The sequence below is a fragment of the Companilactobacillus formosensis genome, from assembly GCF_005405305.1.
Lineage (GTDB): Bacteria > Bacillota > Bacilli > Lactobacillales > Lactobacillaceae > Companilactobacillus > Companilactobacillus formosensis.
Genome location: NZ_BJDU01000010.1, coordinates 50,629 through 71,318, shown reverse-complemented (window position 1 = coordinate 71,318; position 20,690 = coordinate 50,629). Strand labels below are relative to the sequence as shown.

Below are 20,690 nucleotides of genomic sequence, written 5' to 3'. Positions count from 1 at the left end.
TAAGTATCGGATGATTTAATCATAGGTGGATTTTATAAATATTTCAATACGATTTTAAATAAAATAATCTCGATAATCTTCGATGTAATCCTTGATATTGCTAGGTTTGTGCCCGAGGACTTTTTCAGCAGTATCGGTAACTTCCTTGGCATTGCCCAACTGGGTAATTAAGTAGAGCATCACCATCACGTTGACAAAATCCTTTTTGAGACCACGTTTTAGCATCGTTTTACGAAATTTCAGGAGACTGGGTTTACTATAAGTAATTTTAACACCTAAAATCTGAGTCATGACTTGGGCAATTTCTTGGTAGTTTAAGGCTTGAGGGCCAGTGATATTGAGTTTTTGGAAAAGATATTTGTCATCGAGCATTGTGATACCAGCAATTTTACCGATGTCGCGAGTGTCGATGAAGCTAGTCCGAGAATTACCAGCGGGGATGAAGAGGTCATGATGATTTTTGATGTCATATAAGTGTGTCGTGTCGAGATTTTGCATGAAGAAACTAGGACGAATGAATGTGTAAGGGATGTTTAATTCCAAAATCATTTGTTCGATTTGATGATGAGGTGTCATAGGATTTTTTTCGACACCTAATAAGGAAACGAAGACAATTTGGTCGATAGCATGATTTTGAGCATAGCGCAAGAATGGCAACATATCTTGTTTGGGATGTCCCAATTGTGGAGGACGTACGAAGAAGACTTTCGATACACCGTCAAAGGCCTCAGCAAAAGTGGTGTTGTCCAAAAAATCAAATTTCTTAACTACTACATTATCCATATTTTGAAACTTAGTTTGAGCTTTATCAGGATTGTGTGATCCAGCCACGATTTGAATATTTTCTTGCTTATTTAAAAACTCTATCAATGGAAAACCGATGTTACCAGTCCCACCGATAATTAGAAATTTTTCCATTATCCCACCTCAATACAATTATTTTTATCTCTATCATATATCTTTTAGTATTAGAATAATCAAAAGGAGTTGGAAAAATGAAAGTAGAAATTAAACGAGATGGATTAACTTTACGGGGGGATTTCGTTAAACCACAAACTGATAAATTTAATTTAGTTATTTTGATGCATGGCTTTACTTCTAATCGGGGGATAGAACCTAGTCAATTATTGTATCAATTAGCTCAACGCTTTGTGGCTGAAGGGTTAGGTACATTACGTTTTGACTTCAACGGGCATGGAGAAAGTGATGGTCGCTTCCAAGATATGACGGTTTTGAACGAAATCGCCGATGGTAAAGCTATTTTGGATTATGCTCGCAGTCTTGAAGGTGTCGAAAATATTTACTTACTGGGACATTCTCAAGGTGGAGTAGTAGCTAGCATGTTAGCCGGTTATTATCCTGAAAAAATCGCTAAACTGGCTTTGTTAGCTCCGGCCGCAACTTTAAAGGATGATGCCTTAAAAGGTGATACTCAAGGATATACTTATGATCCTAAGAATATTCCTGATACATTGCCTATCAAAAAAGGCTTAACTTTGGGTGGATTTTACTTACGAACAGCTCAAACCTTGCCAATTTATGAAGTTGCTAGTCGGTATCACGGACCAGTCTGCTTGGTTCACGGTTTGAAAGATACCGTAGTAAATAATATTGCTTCAAAGCGTTACGATGATTGTTATACCAATGATAAACTGCATTTGTTAGATGATGCCGATCATGGATTTGAGATTAATAATTCTCGTCAAGAAGCTTTGAACATTGCGACAAAATTCATGTTAGATTAAAAAATAAACCTTGTTAGAATGTAGTTTTTCTACAATCTAGCAAGGCTTTTTTAGTCTTTAATTTTTAAAATATCATCCACAGACACACGTTTTGAACGATAAGTATTAATAGTTGAATCTTGAGCATAGCCAATTGCGATACCGACGACCAAAGTTTCATCATTAGGGATATCGGTGAATTTTCTAACGACATCGGGGAAACGAACGCTGGTGTAATTGGGAATCGTGTCGAGTCCCTTGTTTTGAGCTGCTAACATCAAAGTTTGGCTGAAAGCTCCGGCATCAAAAATCGACCACTTGGAGGAGTTCTTCGGAATGGTAATGAAAAGCATAGCAGGAGTGCTATATAAGTGAGAACTAGCAAAACTCATTTTCTCGTGAGCTTGGTCAAAGTCGTCAAAATGGTGCACTATTTCGTGACGCCATTGTTTCATATTAGCTTGAGCTTCCTCACTCCAATCTTCTCGGTGCATGACGGGAAAATCAGGATACCCTTTTTGAGCATCTTTGTCTAAGTAAGCCTGCTTGATATTGTCCAAAGTTTTACCAGTAGCGGCATAGACTTTCCAAGGTTGAGAGTTGACCCAAGAAGGTGCCTTTTGCGCTTCTTGAACAATTTCTTTAATTAAATCTATTTTGATCGGTGTTTCTTTAAAATCACGGACGGAATGACGGTCGTTGAGTACTTTTTTAAATTCCATATTAAACTTCCTTTTTAGCAATATTTTTGCGTAATGTTTCTAAGAATAGTTTACCAACAGTTGGTAAATTACGATTCTTGTTCCAAATAATTGTATTGGGTTCAGTCAGTTGTGGCTTTAACGGACGGAAAACTAGTCCATCGATCGAAGTCGTGTCGATTAGTTTATCATAAGTCAAAGCCATACAAGCACCAGTTTTGACTAATAGGGCAGCGTTGAAAATCAAATTATAAGTTCCAATAAAATTGAATTGTTCAATCAAGCCGTTACTCCAATCTTGGAAAGTTTTCTTACCTTGAACTTGGCGAGAAACCAACAGTGATCTACCAATTAAATCGCTCGGAGAGATGCTTTCATGACTAGCCAGTGGTTCGTCACGTTTCATAATAATTCCCCAGCGGTCTTCAGCAGGTAACTGTAAGGTATGGTAATTATCAAGCTTTCGGTGTCCCATGATGATGCCAAACTCTAAAATTCCACTACTTAAATCGGCTTGAATTGTTTCGGCATCACCACTTCTGAAGTTGATATGAACTTCAGGATATTTGTGGATGATATCTTTGATAGTTTCCATGACACAATCAAGTGCCATACTTTCACCAGCACCGATATCAAGCGTGCCACTAACGACATCTTGTTTTTGCAGGTTATAAGTTGTCTTGTTTACTAAAGCTAAGATCTCTTGAGCTCGTTCGAATAAATAATAACCATCAGGAGTTAGTTGTAGCTGCCGTTTGCCCCGAATGAAGAGCTTAGTACCTAGTCTAGTTTCTAATTCATTGATTTGTCTGGACAAAGCTGGTTGGGAAACGTGCAACATTCGCGCAGCTTTTGACATATTTTGTTCTTGAGCGATTTTAATGAAGTACCGTAAAACTCTAATATCCATTGTCACACCTCTATTATAATTAAATGTTATAGATAACCATTATCAATGAGTATTTAACATTATAATAAACAGTTCGTATAATGAATTCAACACTTAAAGAAGTGAGGTGTTTTGTTGGAATCACAAATGAATTTAGATACCAAAGCTTATGAACAAATTGAAAAAATTATTCCGATTAATCAAAAATTAGTCCAAGAATTAAATACTGGTGCTCACAGTAGTGATGAAATTCGTCAGACTGTTAGTCAAATTATCAATGAGACAATTGATCCATCGACTGAAATCAGATTGCCATTCTGGACTGATTTTGGACGCAACTTACACATTGGAAAAAATGTTTTTATCAACTCGGGTTCAATGTTTACCGATATGGGTGGCATTTACTTGGGAGATAACGTCTTAATTGGACCAAATGTCACGATCGCTTCAGTCAATCATCGAATTGATCCTGAACAGAGACGTCATTTGGATTTGAAATCAGTATACATTCACGACAATGCTTGGATTGGTAGTAATGTCACAGTTACTCCAGGTGTCGTTATTGGTGAAAATTCTATCGTTGGTGCTGGGGCAGTCGTTACTAAAAATGTTCCTGCCAACACAATTGTTGGTGGTGTACCGGCACAAATTATTAGAACTATTAAAGGAGAAAATTAATGAGTTTACAAGATAAAGTAGTAGTAATTATGGGTGCTTCAAGTGGAATCGGTGCTGCCACAGCTAAATTATTAGCTTCAAAAGGTGCTAAGGTTACGATTGCAGCTAGAAGAATGAATCGTTTGGAAGAAATCAAACAAGCAAGTCCTAACAGTGATATTTTAGCAGTTGAAGCTGATGTTACTAAAGCTGAAGAAGTTCAAAATGTCGTTGATCAAACTGTTGCTAAATTTGGCCGTATCGATGCCCTCTATAACAATGCGGGGATTATGCCAGTCAACAACTTAGACCAACTTGCACAAGATGAATGGCAAAATATGCTCGATATTAATGTTAAAGGTGTTCTCAACGGAATCGCAGCCGCTTTACCAATTATGAAAAAACAAAAGAGTGGTCACATCATTACAACATCTTCAGTTTTGGGCTATGAAGTATTGCCAGGTTACGCCGCTTATTCAGGAACTAAGTATGCTGTTAGAGCAATCATGGAAGGACTTCGTCAAGAAGAACATAAGAACAATATCAAAACTACTATCATTGCTCCTGGTTCTGTTAAAACAGAATTATATAAGTCTGTTAATAATAGTGCGGCTCATGATGGTTTGGAAAAAGTCATGCAAGCTTCAGGAACACAAATGACATCTTTGAATCCAGAAGAAATTGCGCAAGCAGTGGCTTTTGTCATTGATACACCAAAGAATATGGCGGTTAATGAAATGGTAATTCGTCCTACAGGACAAGAAGTTTAATAGAATATATAATGAAAGCGATACAAAAAAGAGGAGGAAGTTTATGTCAATTTTTGATGAAACATTCACAATGAACAATGGAGTTAAGATTCCAAAACTAGCTTTAGGAGTTTGGGAAATCCCTGATGATAAAGTAGCTGATGCTGTTAAGTCTGCCGTTGAGATTGGTTATCGTCACATCGATACTGCTCAAGCTTATGGCAACGAACGTGGTGTTGGTGAAGGTGTTAAAAATGCTGGAGTTTCACGTGATAAATTGTTTGTAAATTCTAAAGTTGCGGCCGAAATCAAAAACTATGATGAAGCTAAGAAATCAATCGATGAAACTTTGGAAAAGATGGGCTTAGATTATTTGGATATGATGATTATCCACAATCCTCAACCTTGGAAAGAGGTAAATCAAGGTAACGACCGTCACTTTGAGGGTAACTTGGAAACTTGGCGTGCAATGGAAGATGCTGTCAAAGCTGGTAAGTTAAAGACTATCGGTGTTTCTAGCTTCCAAAAAGAAGACTTGGACAATTTGATCAAAAATTCTGACACTAAGCCCGCTGTTAACCAAATCCAAATTCACATCGGTGATACGCCAAGTGATTTGATTAAGTATTCTCAAGATAACGGCATTGTTGTTGAAGCCTTCTCACCAATCGCTCACGGTGCTGCTATGAATGATGAAACAATCAAGCAAATGGCTGCCAAATATAATGTTTCCGTTCCACAATTGTGCATTCGCTATGATTGGCAATTAAATGTTGTCGTTCTACCAAAGACAGCTAACCCAGATCACATGAAGTCAAACGCTGATATCGATTTTGAAATTTCAGACGAAGATATGAAGACTTTGACAAAAATCGACCAAATGAATTACGGAGATGCTAGTGCTTATCCAGTATTCGGTGGTAAAATCTAGAGCAACGTGTTATCTTTAAGATAATAAAAATTCAGGAGAAATGCTCGATGATTGTATCTAAGTAAGGATTAAAAAATTTGAACAGAGAAAAATAGCTTTCTTTGTTGTACCCAAATTGCCTTACAGATATTATCAAAGTGTTTTGATAAAAGTCCTTAAGTGCAGTTTGTCGACTGCACTTTTTTTGTATTCTGAGAGGCAATTTACTAATTAAAAAGGAATATAAAAAATTGACTAAAGAAATTAAATTAAGACTAGAAACAAAATCAGATTATAAGAAAACAGAAATCATGTTGCGCAACACTTTTTGGAATGAATTTCAACCGGGCTGTGTCGAACATTATTTGATGAATAAGATTAGGAATCATCCTCGTTTCGTATCAAAATTGGACACGGTCGCAGTAGTGGGTGATGAAGTTGTCGGTTGTGCCGCCTTTTTGGAGGATAAAATCCAAGGTGATGATGGCAAAACTCATTCTATTTTGTGTTTGGGACCTTTGGCAGTAGCACCGGAATATCAACAAAATGGCCTCGGTGGACGACTAATTGAACATTCGAAAAAGCTGGCTTTGAAATTAGGTTACAACAGGATTATCTTGTACGGAGATCCTAATTATTATAGTAGAAAAGGCTTTGAACCAGCTAAGAATTACAATATCAGAATGGCTAACGACAAATTTGCGACAGTTTTACAAGTTGTTCCATTGTATCAAGATGCTTTAAAAAATTGTGCTGGTAGATACGTTGAAGATGAAGTTTATGGTGTCAACCAAGCTGAAGTGGATGCCTTTGATGCGCAATTTCCTTTCAAGGAAAAGGTAATCAATAATGCTTCACAATTACATTTTCAGAAGTTAATTGAGTCGCAGGATGTGGAATTGGGATAATATTATAGAGATAGTAGATATAATTTTTCCAAAATAGAGAATTAAATAAGGAAAGATGGGATTTTTAAATTAAATTCCATCTTTTTTTGATGCTTTTCGGTATCCTATTACTAGGAGAAGAAATTATGAAAAAAAGACATTTAGCGGATATAACGCCAGATTTTTTAAAAAGTGAAGAATATTTTAGATTGAGTAGTCAATCCAAAGAAAATGCTCGGGCATTAGTGAAGGGTATTGGAGATACAGCTGAATATACTGGTCATGGAGATTATACGAAATGGGATGCTGATTTTATTGCTCCTTTTACGTTGGGATTGATAAGGAATTTAAGCAACGAAACACAATATTCTTTGGAATGGTTCAATCTGACCTATGAAGTTTTAAAGGCAGTTTTGAGATTTTTGGCCAGAACCAAACGGGTGAAAATGTCAGCTGTTATGATGGATAATTTGCTTCAACTTATTGAAGCACAAACTCTATTTGAAAAAACCGATAGTTTTATCTTAGAGCCAGAATATCAAGATCCATATTTACCACAATGGACACCTCATGTAGCAGATAATATTTCTACTTATGTTTCACAATGGTTGAAACTTTATGAAGAAAGCTCAGCTTGGAAGAAACGTCCTAAGGGTGTGGACAAGGGCATGATAGAAATTTTAATGAAGTTGATGACAGAGAGTGCCTATAATGTTTACCGGAAAACTCCCAAAACTTGGACCAAATTTGTTATTTGTGAAATAATGAGAAATCAATTTGTAGAGAAATTAGATTTAAGTGTTGATGAATATAAATTGATTGTCCCTGCAATGTCCTCAATGTTAGATTATCTTGGTGAAAGAGCATTACTTAATTCTAAAAAAGTTGAAAATTATAAAAAATATTTAGCAGCTGGTGAAGCTGACATGTTAGAAGCGGCTAAGGACCCAGGAAATTATGGTGCCAGCAAGGTGATTTATCAAGAAATGCAACGACGTGGGCTTGATATTGACAATAGGGATGAAGTTGAAAAGTTTATTCAAGAAGTAAATGATAATGGTGGAATCGATAGCCTTTTGCCAAAAGAGGTAGTTGATAAGCATAACTTTACTGAAGAAGAAATGCGTTTTGTTTTGAATCATCCTGAACATCTGGATAATATCATTGATAGGTTTTCAGTTGGTCTGGAAGAGATTGCGGATGAGCATATTAGTGTACACAATAATCATCGTTGGAGCAGAAAGCAATTTGAACGAATTGAGCATAATGGTATAAAAGACGGCATAAAATTATGGCTTGATAAGGATAAATATAAATTACTTAAATATTTGAAAGCTATCGATGCTATGGCATATGTCGTTTCACTTGAAACAAGAATATATGCAAGAACTTTAGAAATACCGAAAAATTGGTCGATAGAAACTTGGCAAATGATTGCTGATTCCTTTGATTCTGGAATGGTAAAAGAAGAAACTATTGTAAAAGCTCTGGTTCAATTTAAAGCGGATGAGAGAGTTATTAATCAAATGTTGGCAGATCAAATTTTAAATCTTTTTACAAAAAAATAAGCATACACTAAACGTATACTACCATGCCATTTTAGTAATTTTTTAATCATGAATTACGTCTTATACTAGTCACAACGAATAAACAAGAAGAGGTAATTATATGACAAACATTCCTACATTCAAGTTAAATGACGGCACAGAAATTCCATCATTTGGTTTCGGAGTTTTCCAAATTCCTGCAGACGGAAGCACTTATAAGGCAGTAAGTGATGCTTTGAAACTCGGCTATCGTCACATTGATACAGCGGTCGCATACTTCAATGAACAAGAAGTCGGCAAGGCTATCAAAGACAGCGGCATCCCTCGTGATCAAATTTGGGTAACTTCAAAAATGTGGCTCCAAGATTATGCCTATGAAGATGCTAAAAAAGCAATTGATCTTTCACTTAAAAAATTAGGTTTAGACTATATTGATTTATACTTGATTCACTAACCATATGGCAAAGTTGACGAAGCTTGGAAGGCTATGGAAGAGGCTAAAAAGGCTGGCAAGATTCGTTCAATCGGTGTTTCTAACATGACCCCTAAGATTTGGAATGAATTTGTTCCTAAGTTTGCGACAATGCCTAGTGTTAACCAAGTCGAATTTGACCCATATTTCCAACAAAAAGAACTACGTCAAATTATGGCTAAAGCACACGTGACTCTAGAAGCTTGGGGTCCACTTGGTCAAGGTAGTAAGGAATTGTTCAGTGAACCATTGTTGAATGATTTAGCTAAGAAATATGGTAAAGACGTTGGACAAATCATCTTACGTTTCGAACATCAAGAAGGTGTAATTGTCTTTCCTAAGTCAGTTCACGAAGCAAGAATTAAATCTAACAAAGATATCTTTGACTTTGAATTAACTTCAGATGAAATGGATGCAATTAGAACCTTAGACCGTAATGGTAAAGGCATGCACAATCCTGATGCACCTGGTGTTGAAGATATGTTGTTGAATGCTTTTGATGTCCATGCTAATGATTAATAATAGATAAGAAGAGAGCTCTCAGATTTTTACGTCTGGGAGCTCTTATTTTTTTACTTGTTTGCAGAACGTATGTTCTGTATGATGAAATCGTGAAATAGAAATATTGTATTAATATAAAAAACAATACAAATGATTTGAATGTAACGAATTGCGTGTATGATAAAAACTTTCGCTGATAAGGAAACGAGAATGGTATATTATCAATGTTTTTCAAAGAAATTTCAAAAATCAATTCAGAAGATTGCTTTACGTAAATTGATTATGATAGATAATGCAGCTAATATTAATGATCTTAGAGTTCCTCCGGCTAATCATTAAGGAGAATATTATGGATAAAATTACAACACCTAAAATTAGTGAAATCCTGAAGGAGGAATTCATGAATCCTTTGAATCTTTCTGCATATGCACTGGCCAAGAATATTAATGTACCAACTTCTAGAATACAAGACATCCTTCATGACCAGAGACAAATAACCGTTGATACTTCCATCAGGTTGGGAAGATTTTTTGGAGTATCTGATAAATACTTTTTATATTCATAATAAAATATTATAGTTAATAATAGAATATAAGTATTTAACATGGAAGTCGCTTCCGCTTAAAATAAATCTAATCTAAAATGTAGGTGGTTTATTTTAATGAAAAAAATTTCGAAATTAATAATTTTTACAATGGTGTTAGTATTTCTAGTTGGTTGTGGACAGAAAAAACAAACTTCGCAAACTAGCACTTCAAACGATCGTGTCAGCCAAGTAACAACTTCAGAAAAAAACGAACGGACCAAAATAACAGTCAATATTAATGGAACCAAGTTAAAAGCACATTTGAATAACTCTAGTGCTGCAAAAGCTTTTGCCAAGGAATTGCCAACAAATTTAAAGTTTAGAGATTTCATGGATATGCCAGAAAAAGTTGCCGACTTGAATCATTCCTTAACAACTAAAGGGATGCCCAAAGGTCACGAAGGAACTAAAGGTGCCATTGGCTATTGGTCACCACAACAACGAATCGTCTTTTACTACGGTACAGAAGATTATTATGAAGGAATTCATATTATCGGATCTTTTGATTCAGACAATTATAAAGACGTCGTAAAGAATATGGGGAACGATGTTAATGTCACGATTTCAAAAGACTAATTGAGGTACTTACTCCAAGAAGCAGACATTGTTTTAAGAATGGGTGCTATTTGTTTTTGGTTAGTTTTTAAATAAGCAGCGTAAAAATCCATCCTACTGGCTTCATCGCTAATAGGAACGTTGATTTGGTCGTGATCGGAGAAATTGTCATCAGGATTAATTTTAGAAATATTAGTTGTGAAGTAAGGAAAATCAGAATACTTAGTAATTTCCGAAAAAGCTTCACGTTGTTCTTGATAAAGGAATTTAGCATCAGGGATTTTACCTTCGGCAACTTTTTTCCAAACACCAATATCTGATAAGACGATGAAACTTAAGCCTTTCAAATCATTAAATGAAACTGATTTTTTATTGGCTAATAGTGTGAATTGATTGAGATTGACAGATAAACGTTCAGTTCCAATGTATAATGATTCGATTTTGTCAGTCATGAGTTCTTGATTAGTCAAAATGAATGAGTAGTCGTGATTCAAAAGTTTTCCAGAAACATCTTCAGTTTCCATTAATTTGTGATCCAAGACAAGATGGGCATCAGCTAGTTTGGATGACTTGATTTTTTCTAATAAAATCAAAGGACCTGGGGCAACCGAACCAACTTTGATATTTTTGTGGTTGTAGTCATATTTCTTAACTGTTTCAATCAATTGATTGTTTTGATCAATGACTTTTTGAGCTTCCTTAGCAGCCAGTTCGCCAGTTTTGGTCAAGGTAATTCGGTTGGGTTGGCGATCAAAGATTTGCACGCCAAATTCATCTTCTAATTTTTGCATTCCTCGAGTAACCGTTGGTTGAGTAACCAATAAATGTTGAGCTGTAGCAGCTAGAGTACCGTATTTTTTAAATGCAACGAGTTCTTCTAATAAGTAATTATCTATCATTTTGCACCTCTTAGTATACATTGAACGTATGGTAGCATATCAAACAAGTAATTTTCAAATGATAACCATGATTATAAAATGTAGTCATCAGATAAAAGAAGAGGTAGTAAAATGCAAAACGTTAAATTAAATAATGGAATGGAAATGCCCCAATTAGGTTTTGGAGTTTTCCAAATAACCGATTTAGAACAATGTAAACAAGCAGTCTTAACAGCTATTAAAAATGGTTATCGTTTAATCGACACAGCCGCGGCTTATCAAAATGAAACTGCCGTTGGTGAAGCGATCAAAGAATCTGGCGTTAGTCGTGAAGATTTATTCATCACTTCAAAGTTGTGGGTTTCGGACTTCACTTATGATCGTGCCAAAAAAGGTATCGATACTTCTTTGAAAAATCTCGGCTTAGATTACCTTGATATGTATTTATTACACCAACCATACGGCGATACTGTCGGTGCTTGGAGAGCTTTGGAAGAGGCCCAAAAAGAAGGTAAGATTCGTGCTATCGGAGTTTCAAACTTCTATGCCGATCAATTGAAGGATTTGGAACTAACAACTAACATCAAACCTGTCGTTAATCAAATTGAAGTTAACCCTTGGTATCAACAACCTTCAGAAGTAGATTTTGCCAATCGAGAAGACATTCGTGTTGAAGCTTGGGCACCATTCGCTGAAGGAAAACATGATATTTTTACTAACGAAACGATTGCTAAAATTGCTAAGAAATATAATAAGACTAATGGTCAAGTAATTCTTAGATGGCTCTTGCAACGTGGTATCGTAGTTATTCCTAAGTCAGTTCACGAAGATAGAATTAAAGAAAACATCGATGTCTTTGATTTTGAATTGAGCGCTGACGATATGAAAGTTATGAGTAGCTTGGACAAAAATGAAAGTCAATTCTTCGACCACCGTGATCCAGTTACAATTGAACAAATCTTTGGTTCCAGTTTGGCTAAATTGAAGTAATTAAAAATCCTGCTAGAAATTAATCTAGTAGGATTTTTTGATGTTCTTTGTTGCTGGATATGTAGAAACCTAATTAATAGTTTAGGGTATTAGATCACACGAAAAAACTGAAGATTTCTTCGTAGTGGCTAAAAATCAGGCAAATAGTTTAAAAATAAAAAAATAAGTCGCTGCATTGATCAGTGGCTTATTTTTTGCAATTAAGAGAATCTTCATTCTCTACTATTTTAATGAATTTTTTTACCTTTTCTGAGGGATGTTTAGCATAAATGATGCCGTAAGAAATTTTATAATTTTGATTCAAAGGAATAGTGATTAATCCGGGATGAACGTTTTCCCAACCGTCTAAGGTCAATAACAAAGTTCCAGTCTGCTCGCATTTATTAAAAGTATTAATATCGTAATAATATTCAGTTCCTTTAACTTCAATTTCAGGATGCTGTTGGTTTAACATATCGTGAAAATTATCAATGACTGGTGAATCACCATATTTGACCATCGTTAAAGTCTCATTATGTAAATCGTTCAGGGATAACATTTTTTTATTAGCTAAAGGATGGGATTTAGGAACCGCAATACAAAATTTATAGTTTCCTAAAGGTAAGAATGAAGCATGTTGTCGCATATTATTGGAATTGAAAGAGCCTACGATAATATCAATTTTCTCTCCCAATTTAGAAAAGACTGAGAGAATTTTTTTATGATTGTCTTCAAAAGGAACAATATCGAATTTATATTGTGGATATTTAATTTGGTATGGTTGCCATAATTTAGTGAAGACAGAACTTGAATCTAACAAAGAGGAACCGATTCTAATATTGATACCTTCATCTTTTTCAATATTTTGAGCTCTAGTGACCGCTTCTTGAGCAAAGTCGACAATTTTCTTACTATCTTTATAAAAAGATTCCCCCGCAGAAGTCAAAGTTATGCCTTGGCTATTGCGATTAAATAAAGTTACGTCTAGTTCATTTTCTAGGTTGTTCATATGTTTCATGACTGAAGCTGGGGTAATCAATAATTCTTTGGCGGCTTGATTGAAACTTTTGCTCTCGACAACTTGCATAAAGACTTCCATTTGGCGACTGATCATTAATAGTAGATTTCCTTTCGCATTTACTTTTGGTAAATACATTATAGCCTTTCTGGCTATTCTTAAACAATTATTGAAAAATTATAATTAATCTCGTAGCTCGTTCATGGAAAAGGGGAATTATAAATGACCAAAACTTTAATCTTAATTGGTGCTGGTGAAGGATTAGGCAATTCTGTTGCCAAAGAATTTGCACAACATGACTTTAGAATCGCCTTAATTTCACGCAGCCAAAAGCATTTAGATCAATATGCTCAAGAATTCCAAAGCCAAGGAATCGAAACTTATACTCATACTGGTGATGCACTTTACCCAGAGACTTTGACAGAAGCAATCAATGATGTCATTAAAAAATGGGGTACGCCGGATGCTTTGGTTTATAACATTGGAATCACTACACCAGATGGTGATCAAAAAGTTGACAGTGAATTCTTGATGAAACGTTATCAAATCGATGCAGCTAGTGCTTGGCATGCCGCTCAGGTAGTTTCTACACAAGAATTTGCTGATAAAAAAGGTGCCATAATTTTTACTGGTGGTGGTTTTGCCAAGACTTTTGAACCAATTATGAATTTAAAGGCTTTGTGCATTGATAAAGCAGCTTTGAATGCCATGAATATTGTTTTGCATGAAGAATTAAAACCAAGAGGAATCTTTGTTGGAAGTGTTATTGTTAATGGCGCTATTCAAAAAGGGGATTCTAAGAATGACCCTAGTTTAATTGCCAAAGAATACTGGAAAATGTATCGTGACCGCAATGAATATCAACTTTTATACTAAGAGGGAAAACTATGGAATATATAACTTTAAATAACGATGTTAAAATGCCCATTTTAGGATATGGAACATTTCAAACTCCACCAACTCAAACTGCTCAAGTAGTAGCAGATGCTTTAAAAGTTGGTTACCGCAGTATTGATACGGCTCAAGTTTATCAAAATGAATCTGGAGTCGGAGAGGCTGTTTCAAGCAGTGGATTAAAAAGATCTGATGTCTTCATAACTTCAAAGACTCAAACTAAAGGTTATCAGGCAACGCTTCAAGGTATTGATGAATCGTTGAAGAGATTAAACAGTGATTACTTAGACTTGATTATTATTCATTGGCCTAACGGGGATGATATTGAAACTTATAAAGCGCTTGAGCAAGCCCTAAAAGAAGGAAAAACTCGTGCAATTGGTGTTAGCAATTTTAATATTAAACAACTTGAAGTATTAATGAAGAATACTGACGTTGTTCCTGCCGTGGACCAAATCGAAACTCATCTTTACTGGCAACAACAAAAAATGCATCCATTCTTAAAAGAAAATGGGATAAAACATGAATCATGGGCTCCATTGGGTGAAAATTTTGGTGGAGAAATGATGAATTTACCAGAAATCAAAGATTTGGCAAATAAGTATCACGTCAGCTCGGCACAGGTCTTGTTAAGATTTTTGACACAACAAGGGATTATCACTATTCCTAAATCAACAAATATGGAACATATTAAGAGTAATTTTGACAGTTTCTCATTCAAGATGACTGATGAAGAAATAGAATCTCTGAGAAAATTTGATAAGCATCACTCAATCAAAAATTGGCCAGAATCAATGAATGAAACAGCTTATTAAATTAAAGAGGTAGTAGAATGAAAAATATTTTAATTATTGGTGCTAACGGTCGAATTGCTCAATTAGTTGAAAAGCAGCTTCTGTTGAACTTGTCAGACATTCATTTGACCTTATTCCTTAGAAATAGTCAACGTCTAAATAATTTAGTGAATAACCCACAAATAACTTTAGTCGAGGGTGATGCTAATGATTATCAACAAATCAGTTCTGCGATGGAAGGACAAAATATTGTTTATATTGCAATGGTTGATCGTTCAACCGAAAATAGAATTAGTCAAAATGTTATTAGAGCAATGAAAGCAAATAATGTACCTCGAGTTATCGCAACGAATATTTTGGGGTTGTATAATGAATTGCCAGCAGAATTTAGTCAGAATGTGATGTCTGAATTAGAAAATTGGTATGGATTAGACTTGGCTCGACAAGAAGATCAATTATTTGAAAAATCTTCACTGGATTATACGACGTTAAGATTGCCATATTTAAATGATCACCAAAATAATAATTATCAAATAACACGTCAACATGATGCTTGGTTGGGCACCTCTGGATCAAGAGAAAGTGTTGCTAGTGTAATTACAGCAATAATTGAAGATCCAAAATTATATGAACGTGAAAGTATAGGTATTTCTGATCCTGCAACAAACGGCATGTCTCGACCAGTTTATTAGAAGTAAAGAAAAAGCCATATCAATTTCGATATGGCTTTTTTGATGATTCTAATTTAATTTTCCGTTAATAAATTGTGCTTCACCATTACCAAAACTCCAGTCTTCTTTAGTATTAGGCGTGATATTTATCATTATGTCTTCTGGTGAAATGCCAGTTTTTTCATGTAGTTCTTTAACTAATTCACGATAAAAATTTTCTTTGTCAGCTAATTTTCTAGGGCTGGAAGTTAAACTAAACATCAAGAAATCTTTCGTTCGAGTAAATCCTAAACCAACATCTTCAATAATCATTTCTTCAGGATCATGTTGGGTTACGATTTGGTATCTATCTTTAGGTAATAGATGAAACTCTCTGGAAGCGATTTGATAACTGATATCTAAAATTTCTTTGATTTGTTCTTTAGTACGTCCTCTAAACATATCGACTCTCATTAATGGCATAACGTGTTCTCCCTTGTTTTTTCTTAACTATAACAGCTGATTATCCGTTTGAGAAATATTAGGTTGCGAAACTTGTTATCTGAATTTGAGATAGCTAAAGGATTTTGGTAAATTCTTGAAATGATTGGGTCATGATATGGTCTTTTCGATAAATGAAGGAGACCGGCAATGTTGAAAAATCCTTGGGTAGTGGAATTTCTTTGATGGTTCCTTGATCTAAATAAGATTGAACCACCTTTGTAGGTAGTAAACTAATGCCCAAACCAGCACTGACACTGGCAACGATGGCGTTGAGATAATTAAATTCAATTGGATGATGAATCATGATTTGCTTGGAATCGAGATAACTTTCCAGAGTTTTACGGTAGGCACAACCAACTGGAAAAACTAACAGAGGTGCATTGTCGATATCAATATCACTACTGGGAGCGACTAATGATAATTGTTCGTCCATTAAAGGGATAACGGTAAGGTCAGTTTCACTAACTTTGCCACCAATAATTGCACCATCCAACTCATAATTGAGGACTTTTTGGGCACTTGACAAAGTTGTCCCCGTAGCAATCGATAATTCAACTTGCGGATTTTGTCGGTGAAATTTTGAAAGTATTGTTGGCAAAAAAGTTGAAGCAGCAGTCTGAAGAGTGCCAATTTTAAGATTTCCTTGAATGTTTTCGGGATGTTTTAATTGATCGATTGCATCATTAGTCAAGCTGATAATCTTGATGGCTCGGGTGTAGAATTCCTTGCCGGTATCAGTTAAGGTGATACCACGGTTGTTTCGATAAAATAATTGTGTATTCAAATCAGCTTCTAATTGGCGAAGCTTAGTTGAAATATTAGATTGAGCGTAGCCTAATTTTTCAGCAGCACTGGAAATACTGCCTGTTTGGGCAATCGTAATAAACATTTCTAAAGTGTTAGTATTCATAATTTACTCCTGATATCTGTTTTTGATATATCAAAATTCTCATTATCATAGTTTATTATATATCCAAACGACCATATACTGAACTTGTAAGTTAATTAAAACAAAAACGAGGTCAGTAAATATGAAATTCTCAACAGTTAAAGTAAATAGATTGAACATCTTTTATCGCGAAAGTGGCGACAAGAATAAACCAACATTTCTACTATTACATGGTTTTCCTACAGCTAGTCATTTGTTTAGAAATTTAATGCCAATCTTAGAAAATGATTTCCACGTCATCGCTCCAGATTTCATCGGTTTCGGTCAATCAGATGCACCAGTTCACACAGAATTCGAGTACACATTTGCCAATCTAACGAATTACGTTGATGGTTTCTTAGATGCGATGAAAATTGATAAATTCTATATGTATGTTTTCGACTACGGAGCACCAATTGGTTTTAACTTAGCTGTAAAATATCCGGATAGAATTCTTGGTATCGTTAGTCAAAATGGCAATATTTATCAAGAAGGTCTTGGTTCAAAGTGGGAAGGTCGCAAGAGTTATTGGGCTAATCCTACTAAGGAATTACGTGAAAATTATAAATCAGCTTTTAAGCCGGAGACGATTATCGGTCAATACACTGGTGGCGAAAAAGCGGGTACTGTCTCTCCAGATGGCTACACGTTAGATATTCACTATACTGAATCACCTGATTATGCAGAGAGACAGTCAGATTTAATTTTTGATTATCAAAGTAACGTCGCTAATTATCCTAAATATCAAAAATACGTTCGTGATTATCAACCGGAAATCATTGCTGCTTGGGGTAAAAATGATCCTAGCTTTGTTTATCAAGGAGCTCAAGCTTTTACAAAGGATGATAAGAATGCGGAAGTTCATTTGCTAGATGGTGGACATTTCGTTTTGGAAACACATTATCAAGAAATTGGTCAATTGATTTTAAATAAATGGGCATAACTGAGAAAAATGACATCGGAAAGGTGTCGTTTTTTTGTTTTAACAGTATACATTTGAAGTATACTATCATGCTTATCTAGTAATTTTTTTCATGAAACAACAGCTGTACACTTACTTATGTTGTTTGAGAGGTATGAAAATTACGGAAGTGAATAAGATATGAGTATCATTTTAATGTTATTACCAGCTCTGGCCTGGGGAATTTTGCCCTTGGCTGTATCAAAAATAAATGGGAAACCTATTAATCAGATATTTGGAACAGCCGTTGGGACATTGATTGTCAGTATAGTTGTTCTATTAATAATGAAGCCAAGTATTTCCATTGGGACCTTTCTATTAGCAGCCTTGGCAGGGGGATTTTGGATTGTCGGTCAATTAGGACAGTATAATGCGTATAGAGAAATCGGTGTGTCGCAAACAATGCCAATTTCAACAGGGCTCCAATTGATTGGAACGTCTTTAATAGGAGTTTTTCTTTTTGGAGAATGGGTGTCAACTAACGCTAAAATTTTTGGCTTTTTAGGAATTATTCTTTTGATTATTGGCGTTTTCATGACGGCTAAAAAAGATCAAAAGAGTTCTTCAACAAACAAGCAAACTAGAACTTTAGTGATGTTAATTTTAACAACAGTAGGTTTTCTAGTTTATAACTCCATTCCTAAAGCTATGATATCTTCTGGTTTAGCTATCTTTTTCCCAGAATCAGTGGGGATGGTAGTAGTAGTACTACTCTATATAATATTTATTCGTCAGCCAAAAATATTGAAAGAAAAGTCTAGTTGGCAAAGTTTACTAGCAGGATTCATCTTTTCAATTGCTTCGGTTGCTTATATCTTGTCAGTTCGTGACAACGGTGTTAATTCAGCTTTTGTCGTTTCACAACTATCAGTAGTTATTTCTACTATTGGTGGTATGGTTTTCTTGCATGAAAAGAAAAGTCGACATGAATTACAATTAACGATTTTTGGTTTAGTATTGACTGTTGTCGGGGCCGTTGTTACTACATTATTTTAAATTTTGGAGGAATCAATTATGTATAAAGATTTGAATAAAAAAATTGCGGTAATCACTGGTGGTTCAAAAGGAATTGGAACAGCCATTTCTGAAAGATTCGGTAAAGAACATATGTCAGTTGTGATCAATTATCATAGCGATGAAAAAGGTGCTCAAGAAGCTGCTGCAGTTGTAGAAAAAAATGGCGGTAAAGCCGTTATCGTTCAAGCCGATGTTTCAACTGAAAAAGGTAATCAAGAATTACTTCAAGCTGCTTTAGATAATTTCGGTGATTTGGACGTTTGGGTCAACAATGCTGGTATGGAAATCAAATCAGCTACCCATGAATTATCACTTGATGATTGGAATAAGATGATAGCTATTGATCAAACTGGTGTCTTCTTAGGTTCTAAAACTGCCTTAGCTTATTTCAAAAATAATAATAAGAAAGGTAATATTATCAACATGTCATCAGTCCATGAACAAATTCCATGGCCAACATTTGCTGGATACGCAGCTGCTAAGGGTGGAGTAAAATTATTCACTAAGACAATTGCAATGGAATATGCTAAAGATGGTATTCGTGTCAATGCTATTGGACCTGGTGCTATTAATACACCAATCAATGCTAAGAAATTTGCCGACAAAGAACAATATGACCAAACTGTTTCTATGGTTCCAATGAATCGAATCGGTAAACCTGAAGAAGTAGCTGCCGGTGCTGCATGGTTGGCTTCTGATGAATCAAGTTATGTTACAGGTACAACTTTATTCATTGATGGTGGGATGACACTTTACCCAGCATTTATGAATGGTCAAGGATAATTAATGTTTTTAAAGATGCGAGAGCATCTTTTTTTTTGCAAAAAAATAAATTAAATGCTTGTGCTGGAGCCGACTCCAGGATATAAAGTATGTTTATTCTTTGATGGAAAGGAATAATCATATGAATTCAGTAATAATTAACGACGATGGTAGTTTTTCTGATAAACCGATGGGAGAACTACATCCAACTGGCTCAGATATTTTGGTAAAAGTTAAAGCAATTTCAATCAATCCAGTTGATATAAAAAAGAATCCCCACACTGCTAATTCTAGAGTTCTAGGATTTGATGCAGCAGGCGTGGTTATTGAAGTCGGATCTAAAGTAAATAAATTTCATAAAGACGATTTAGTTTTTTATTCTGGAACGACACAAAGAGCTGGGAGTTATGCGGATGAACAGTTAGTTGATGAAAATCTCGTAGCTTTAGCTCCTAATAATAATTTTAGTGATTTAGCCGCAATGCCATTAACTTGGTTGACCGCAGCGGAAATTTTATTTGAAAAATTAAATTACTCTCAAAATCCAGCTAAGAATAATAATGAAACCATTTTAGTAATCAACGGTGCTGGTGGAGTTGGCTCAATTTTGACCCAATTAGCGCATTTGATTGGTTTAAAAGTAGTAGCAACTAGTAGCCCTAAAAATTATCCATGGTTAAAGAAGAACCATGTCGACTATCAAATCGATTACCATAAAGACTTAGTGCAACAGATTAATGATTTAGGTTTAACAATCGACAACAGTATTAATTTATTCGATACAGGACGATATTTTGACGAAACAGTGGAATTAGTTCGCCCATTTGGACATTTGGTCAATATTACGGGAACTAATACACCAGTCGATGTTAGAAAATTACAACAGAAATCATTGAGCTTTGATTGGGAATTGATGTTTACCAAGAGTAAATATAATTACCGTATTCAAAGTCAAGGTGAACTATTGAGTTTACTGGGTGAACTTATATCAGAGAATAAAATTCATTCTACAAAAGGTAAATCTATTAAGGCACCACTCAATGCGGAAACAATAAAAAAAGCACATGAGATTGTTGGTGGACACCATATGGTTGGAAAATTAGTGATAGAAAATCAAACAAACATTTAAGGAGAAAA

General features: G+C 35.1%; 24 protein-coding genes and 1 pseudogene. 18 read left to right on the top strand and 7 right to left on the bottom strand.

The features are described from left to right. Positions 1 to 54: 54 nt before the first annotated feature. Entirely contained in the window at positions 55 to 918 is an 864-nt protein-coding gene (locus FFM65_RS11040) for an NmrA family NAD(P)-binding protein (RefSeq protein WP_119318761.1), read from the bottom strand. A gap of 77 nt (positions 919 to 995) precedes the next feature. Here FFM65_RS11040 and FFM65_RS11035 point away from each other — a divergent pair, with 77 nt between their 5' ends. Continuing rightward, positions 996 to 1,745 (top strand): alpha/beta hydrolase, encoded by a 750-nt coding sequence (locus tag FFM65_RS11035; protein WP_119318762.1) that lies wholly within the window; start codon positions 996 to 998, stop codon positions 1,743 to 1,745. A 50-nt stretch (positions 1,746 to 1,795) separates the two neighbouring features. Here FFM65_RS11035 and FFM65_RS11030 read toward each other — a convergent pair whose 3' ends face one another. Both FFM65_RS11030 and FFM65_RS11025 read right to left on the bottom strand, forming a co-directional pair. Beyond that, positions 1,796 to 2,446 (bottom strand): nitroreductase, encoded by a 651-nt coding sequence (locus FFM65_RS11030; protein WP_119318763.1) that lies wholly within the window; start codon positions 2,444 to 2,446, stop codon positions 1,796 to 1,798. A 1-nt stretch (position 2,447) separates the two neighbouring features. Beyond that, positions 2,448 to 3,335, bottom strand: a complete 888-nt coding sequence (locus tag FFM65_RS11025; protein ID WP_119318764.1) for a LysR family transcriptional regulator — start codon at positions 3,333 to 3,335, stop codon at positions 2,448 to 2,450. 114 nt (positions 3,336 to 3,449) lie between these two features. Between FFM65_RS11025 and FFM65_RS11020 the strand changes: the two genes are divergently transcribed. The 9 genes and pseudogenes from FFM65_RS11020 (at position 3,450) to FFM65_RS10980 (ending at position 10,199) form a co-directional block, all read left to right on the top strand. Next, positions 3,450 to 3,992, top strand: coding sequence for a DapH/DapD/GlmU-related protein (locus FFM65_RS11020; protein ID WP_119318765.1), 543 nt, complete (start codon positions 3,450 to 3,452; stop codon positions 3,990 to 3,992). Beyond that, positions 3,992 to 4,741, top strand: a complete 750-nt coding sequence (locus tag FFM65_RS11015) for an SDR family oxidoreductase (RefSeq protein WP_119318766.1) — start codon at positions 3,992 to 3,994, stop codon at positions 4,739 to 4,741. Before FFM65_RS11020 ends, FFM65_RS11015 begins: the two co-directional genes overlap by 1 nt. A gap of 43 nt (positions 4,742 to 4,784) precedes the next feature. Next, complete coding sequence (locus tag FFM65_RS11010; RefSeq protein WP_119318767.1) at positions 4,785 to 5,651, top strand: aldo/keto reductase; 867 nt, start codon at positions 4,785 to 4,787, stop codon at positions 5,649 to 5,651. Between the two features lie 230 nt (positions 5,652 to 5,881). Continuing rightward, positions 5,882 to 6,538, top strand: coding sequence for a GNAT family N-acetyltransferase (locus tag FFM65_RS11005; protein ID WP_119318768.1), 657 nt, complete (start codon positions 5,882 to 5,884; stop codon positions 6,536 to 6,538). Positions 6,539 to 6,663: 125 nt separating this feature from the next. Then, positions 6,664 to 8,085 carry a hypothetical protein gene (locus FFM65_RS11000; protein ID WP_119318769.1) on the top strand — a complete coding sequence of 474 codons (1,422 nt, stop codon included), beginning with the start codon at positions 6,664 to 6,666 and terminating at the stop codon, positions 8,083 to 8,085. Between the two features lie 100 nt (positions 8,086 to 8,185). Then, positions 8,186 to 9,055: pseudogene (locus FFM65_RS10995) on the top strand (aldo/keto reductase). A 159-nt stretch (positions 9,056 to 9,214) separates the two neighbouring features. After that, the gene (locus tag FFM65_RS10990) at positions 9,215 to 9,376 is read left to right on the top strand and encodes a type II toxin-antitoxin system RelE/ParE family toxin (protein ID WP_371851285.1); all 162 of its coding nucleotides are present in this window, start codon (positions 9,215 to 9,217) and stop codon (positions 9,374 to 9,376) included. Positions 9,377 to 9,386: 10 nt separating this feature from the next. Further along, positions 9,387 to 9,602, top strand: coding sequence for a HigA family addiction module antitoxin (locus FFM65_RS10985; protein WP_119318770.1), 216 nt, complete (start codon positions 9,387 to 9,389; stop codon positions 9,600 to 9,602). Between the two features lie 96 nt (positions 9,603 to 9,698). After that, the gene (locus FFM65_RS10980; protein WP_119318771.1) at positions 9,699 to 10,199 is read left to right on the top strand and encodes a cyclophilin-like fold protein; all 501 of its coding nucleotides are present in this window, start codon (positions 9,699 to 9,701) and stop codon (positions 10,197 to 10,199) included. On the opposite strand, the gene FFM65_RS10975 is transcribed toward FFM65_RS10980, so the two are convergent. Continuing rightward, positions 10,196 to 11,077: a LysR family transcriptional regulator gene (locus FFM65_RS10975; protein WP_119318772.1), complete on the bottom strand. Its 882-nt coding sequence runs from the start codon at positions 11,075 to 11,077 to the stop codon at positions 10,196 to 10,198. The genes FFM65_RS10980 and FFM65_RS10975 overlap by 4 nt on opposite strands. Positions 11,078 to 11,188: 111 nt before the next feature. On the opposite strand from FFM65_RS10975, the gene FFM65_RS10970 reads away from it, so the two are divergent. After that, entirely contained in the window at positions 11,189 to 12,046 is an 858-nt protein-coding gene (locus FFM65_RS10970; RefSeq protein ID WP_119318773.1) for an aldo/keto reductase, read from the top strand. 187 nt (positions 12,047 to 12,233) lie between these two features. Here the strand turns inward: FFM65_RS10970 and FFM65_RS10965 are convergent, their stop codons facing one another. Beyond that, positions 12,234 to 13,181 carry a LysR family transcriptional regulator gene (locus FFM65_RS10965; RefSeq protein WP_119318774.1) on the bottom strand — a complete coding sequence of 316 codons (948 nt, stop codon included), beginning with the start codon at positions 13,179 to 13,181 and terminating at the stop codon, positions 12,234 to 12,236. Between the two features lie 84 nt (positions 13,182 to 13,265). Here FFM65_RS10965 and FFM65_RS10960 point away from each other — a divergent pair, with 84 nt between their 5' ends. Genes FFM65_RS10960 through FFM65_RS10950 form a run of 3 tightly spaced genes read left to right on the top strand, consistent with a single transcriptional unit; the run spans position 13,266 to position 15,423 of the window. Further along, positions 13,266 to 13,919 (top strand): SDR family NAD(P)-dependent oxidoreductase, encoded by a 654-nt coding sequence (locus tag FFM65_RS10960; RefSeq protein WP_119318775.1) that lies wholly within the window; start codon positions 13,266 to 13,268, stop codon positions 13,917 to 13,919. 11 nt (positions 13,920 to 13,930) lie between these two features. Further along, positions 13,931 to 14,752, top strand: a complete 822-nt coding sequence (locus FFM65_RS10955) for an aldo/keto reductase (RefSeq protein WP_119318776.1) — start codon at positions 13,931 to 13,933, stop codon at positions 14,750 to 14,752. 17 nt (positions 14,753 to 14,769) lie between these two features. Next, positions 14,770 to 15,423: an NAD(P)H-binding protein gene (locus tag FFM65_RS10950; protein ID WP_119318777.1), complete on the top strand. Its 654-nt coding sequence runs from the start codon at positions 14,770 to 14,772 to the stop codon at positions 15,421 to 15,423. Between the two features lie 48 nt (positions 15,424 to 15,471). Here the strand turns inward: FFM65_RS10950 and FFM65_RS10945 are convergent, their stop codons facing one another. Together FFM65_RS10945 and FFM65_RS10940 are read right to left on the bottom strand one after the other, a co-directional pair. Beyond that, positions 15,472 to 15,864: a tautomerase family protein gene (locus tag FFM65_RS10945; RefSeq protein ID WP_119318778.1), complete on the bottom strand. Its 393-nt coding sequence runs from the start codon at positions 15,862 to 15,864 to the stop codon at positions 15,472 to 15,474. Positions 15,865 to 15,958: 94 nt separating this feature from the next. Beyond that, complete coding sequence (locus FFM65_RS10940; RefSeq protein WP_119318779.1) at positions 15,959 to 16,795, bottom strand: LysR family transcriptional regulator; 837 nt, start codon at positions 16,793 to 16,795, stop codon at positions 15,959 to 15,961. A gap of 121 nt (positions 16,796 to 16,916) precedes the next feature. On the opposite strand from FFM65_RS10940, the gene FFM65_RS10935 reads away from it, so the two are divergent. The 4 genes from FFM65_RS10935 to FFM65_RS10920 all read left to right on the top strand — a co-directional run bounded on the left by FFM65_RS10935 (position 16,917) and on the right by FFM65_RS10920 (position 20,682). Continuing rightward, a complete protein-coding gene (locus FFM65_RS10935) occupies positions 16,917 to 17,756 on the top strand; it encodes an alpha/beta fold hydrolase (protein WP_119318780.1) in 840 nt (279 codons plus the stop codon). Positions 17,757 to 17,915: 159 nt separating this feature from the next. Next, positions 17,916 to 18,770 carry a GRP family sugar transporter gene (locus tag FFM65_RS10930; protein WP_119318781.1) on the top strand — a complete coding sequence of 285 codons (855 nt, stop codon included), beginning with the start codon at positions 17,916 to 17,918 and terminating at the stop codon, positions 18,768 to 18,770. Positions 18,771 to 18,788: 18 nt separating this feature from the next. Next, positions 18,789 to 19,574 carry a glucose-1-dehydrogenase gene (locus FFM65_RS10925; RefSeq protein WP_119318782.1) on the top strand — a complete coding sequence of 262 codons (786 nt, stop codon included), beginning with the start codon at positions 18,789 to 18,791 and terminating at the stop codon, positions 19,572 to 19,574. 121 nt (positions 19,575 to 19,695) lie between these two features. After that, positions 19,696 to 20,682: an alcohol dehydrogenase catalytic domain-containing protein gene (locus FFM65_RS10920; protein ID WP_162897997.1), complete on the top strand. Its 987-nt coding sequence runs from the start codon at positions 19,696 to 19,698 to the stop codon at positions 20,680 to 20,682. Positions 20,683 to 20,690 lie beyond the last annotated feature (8 nt).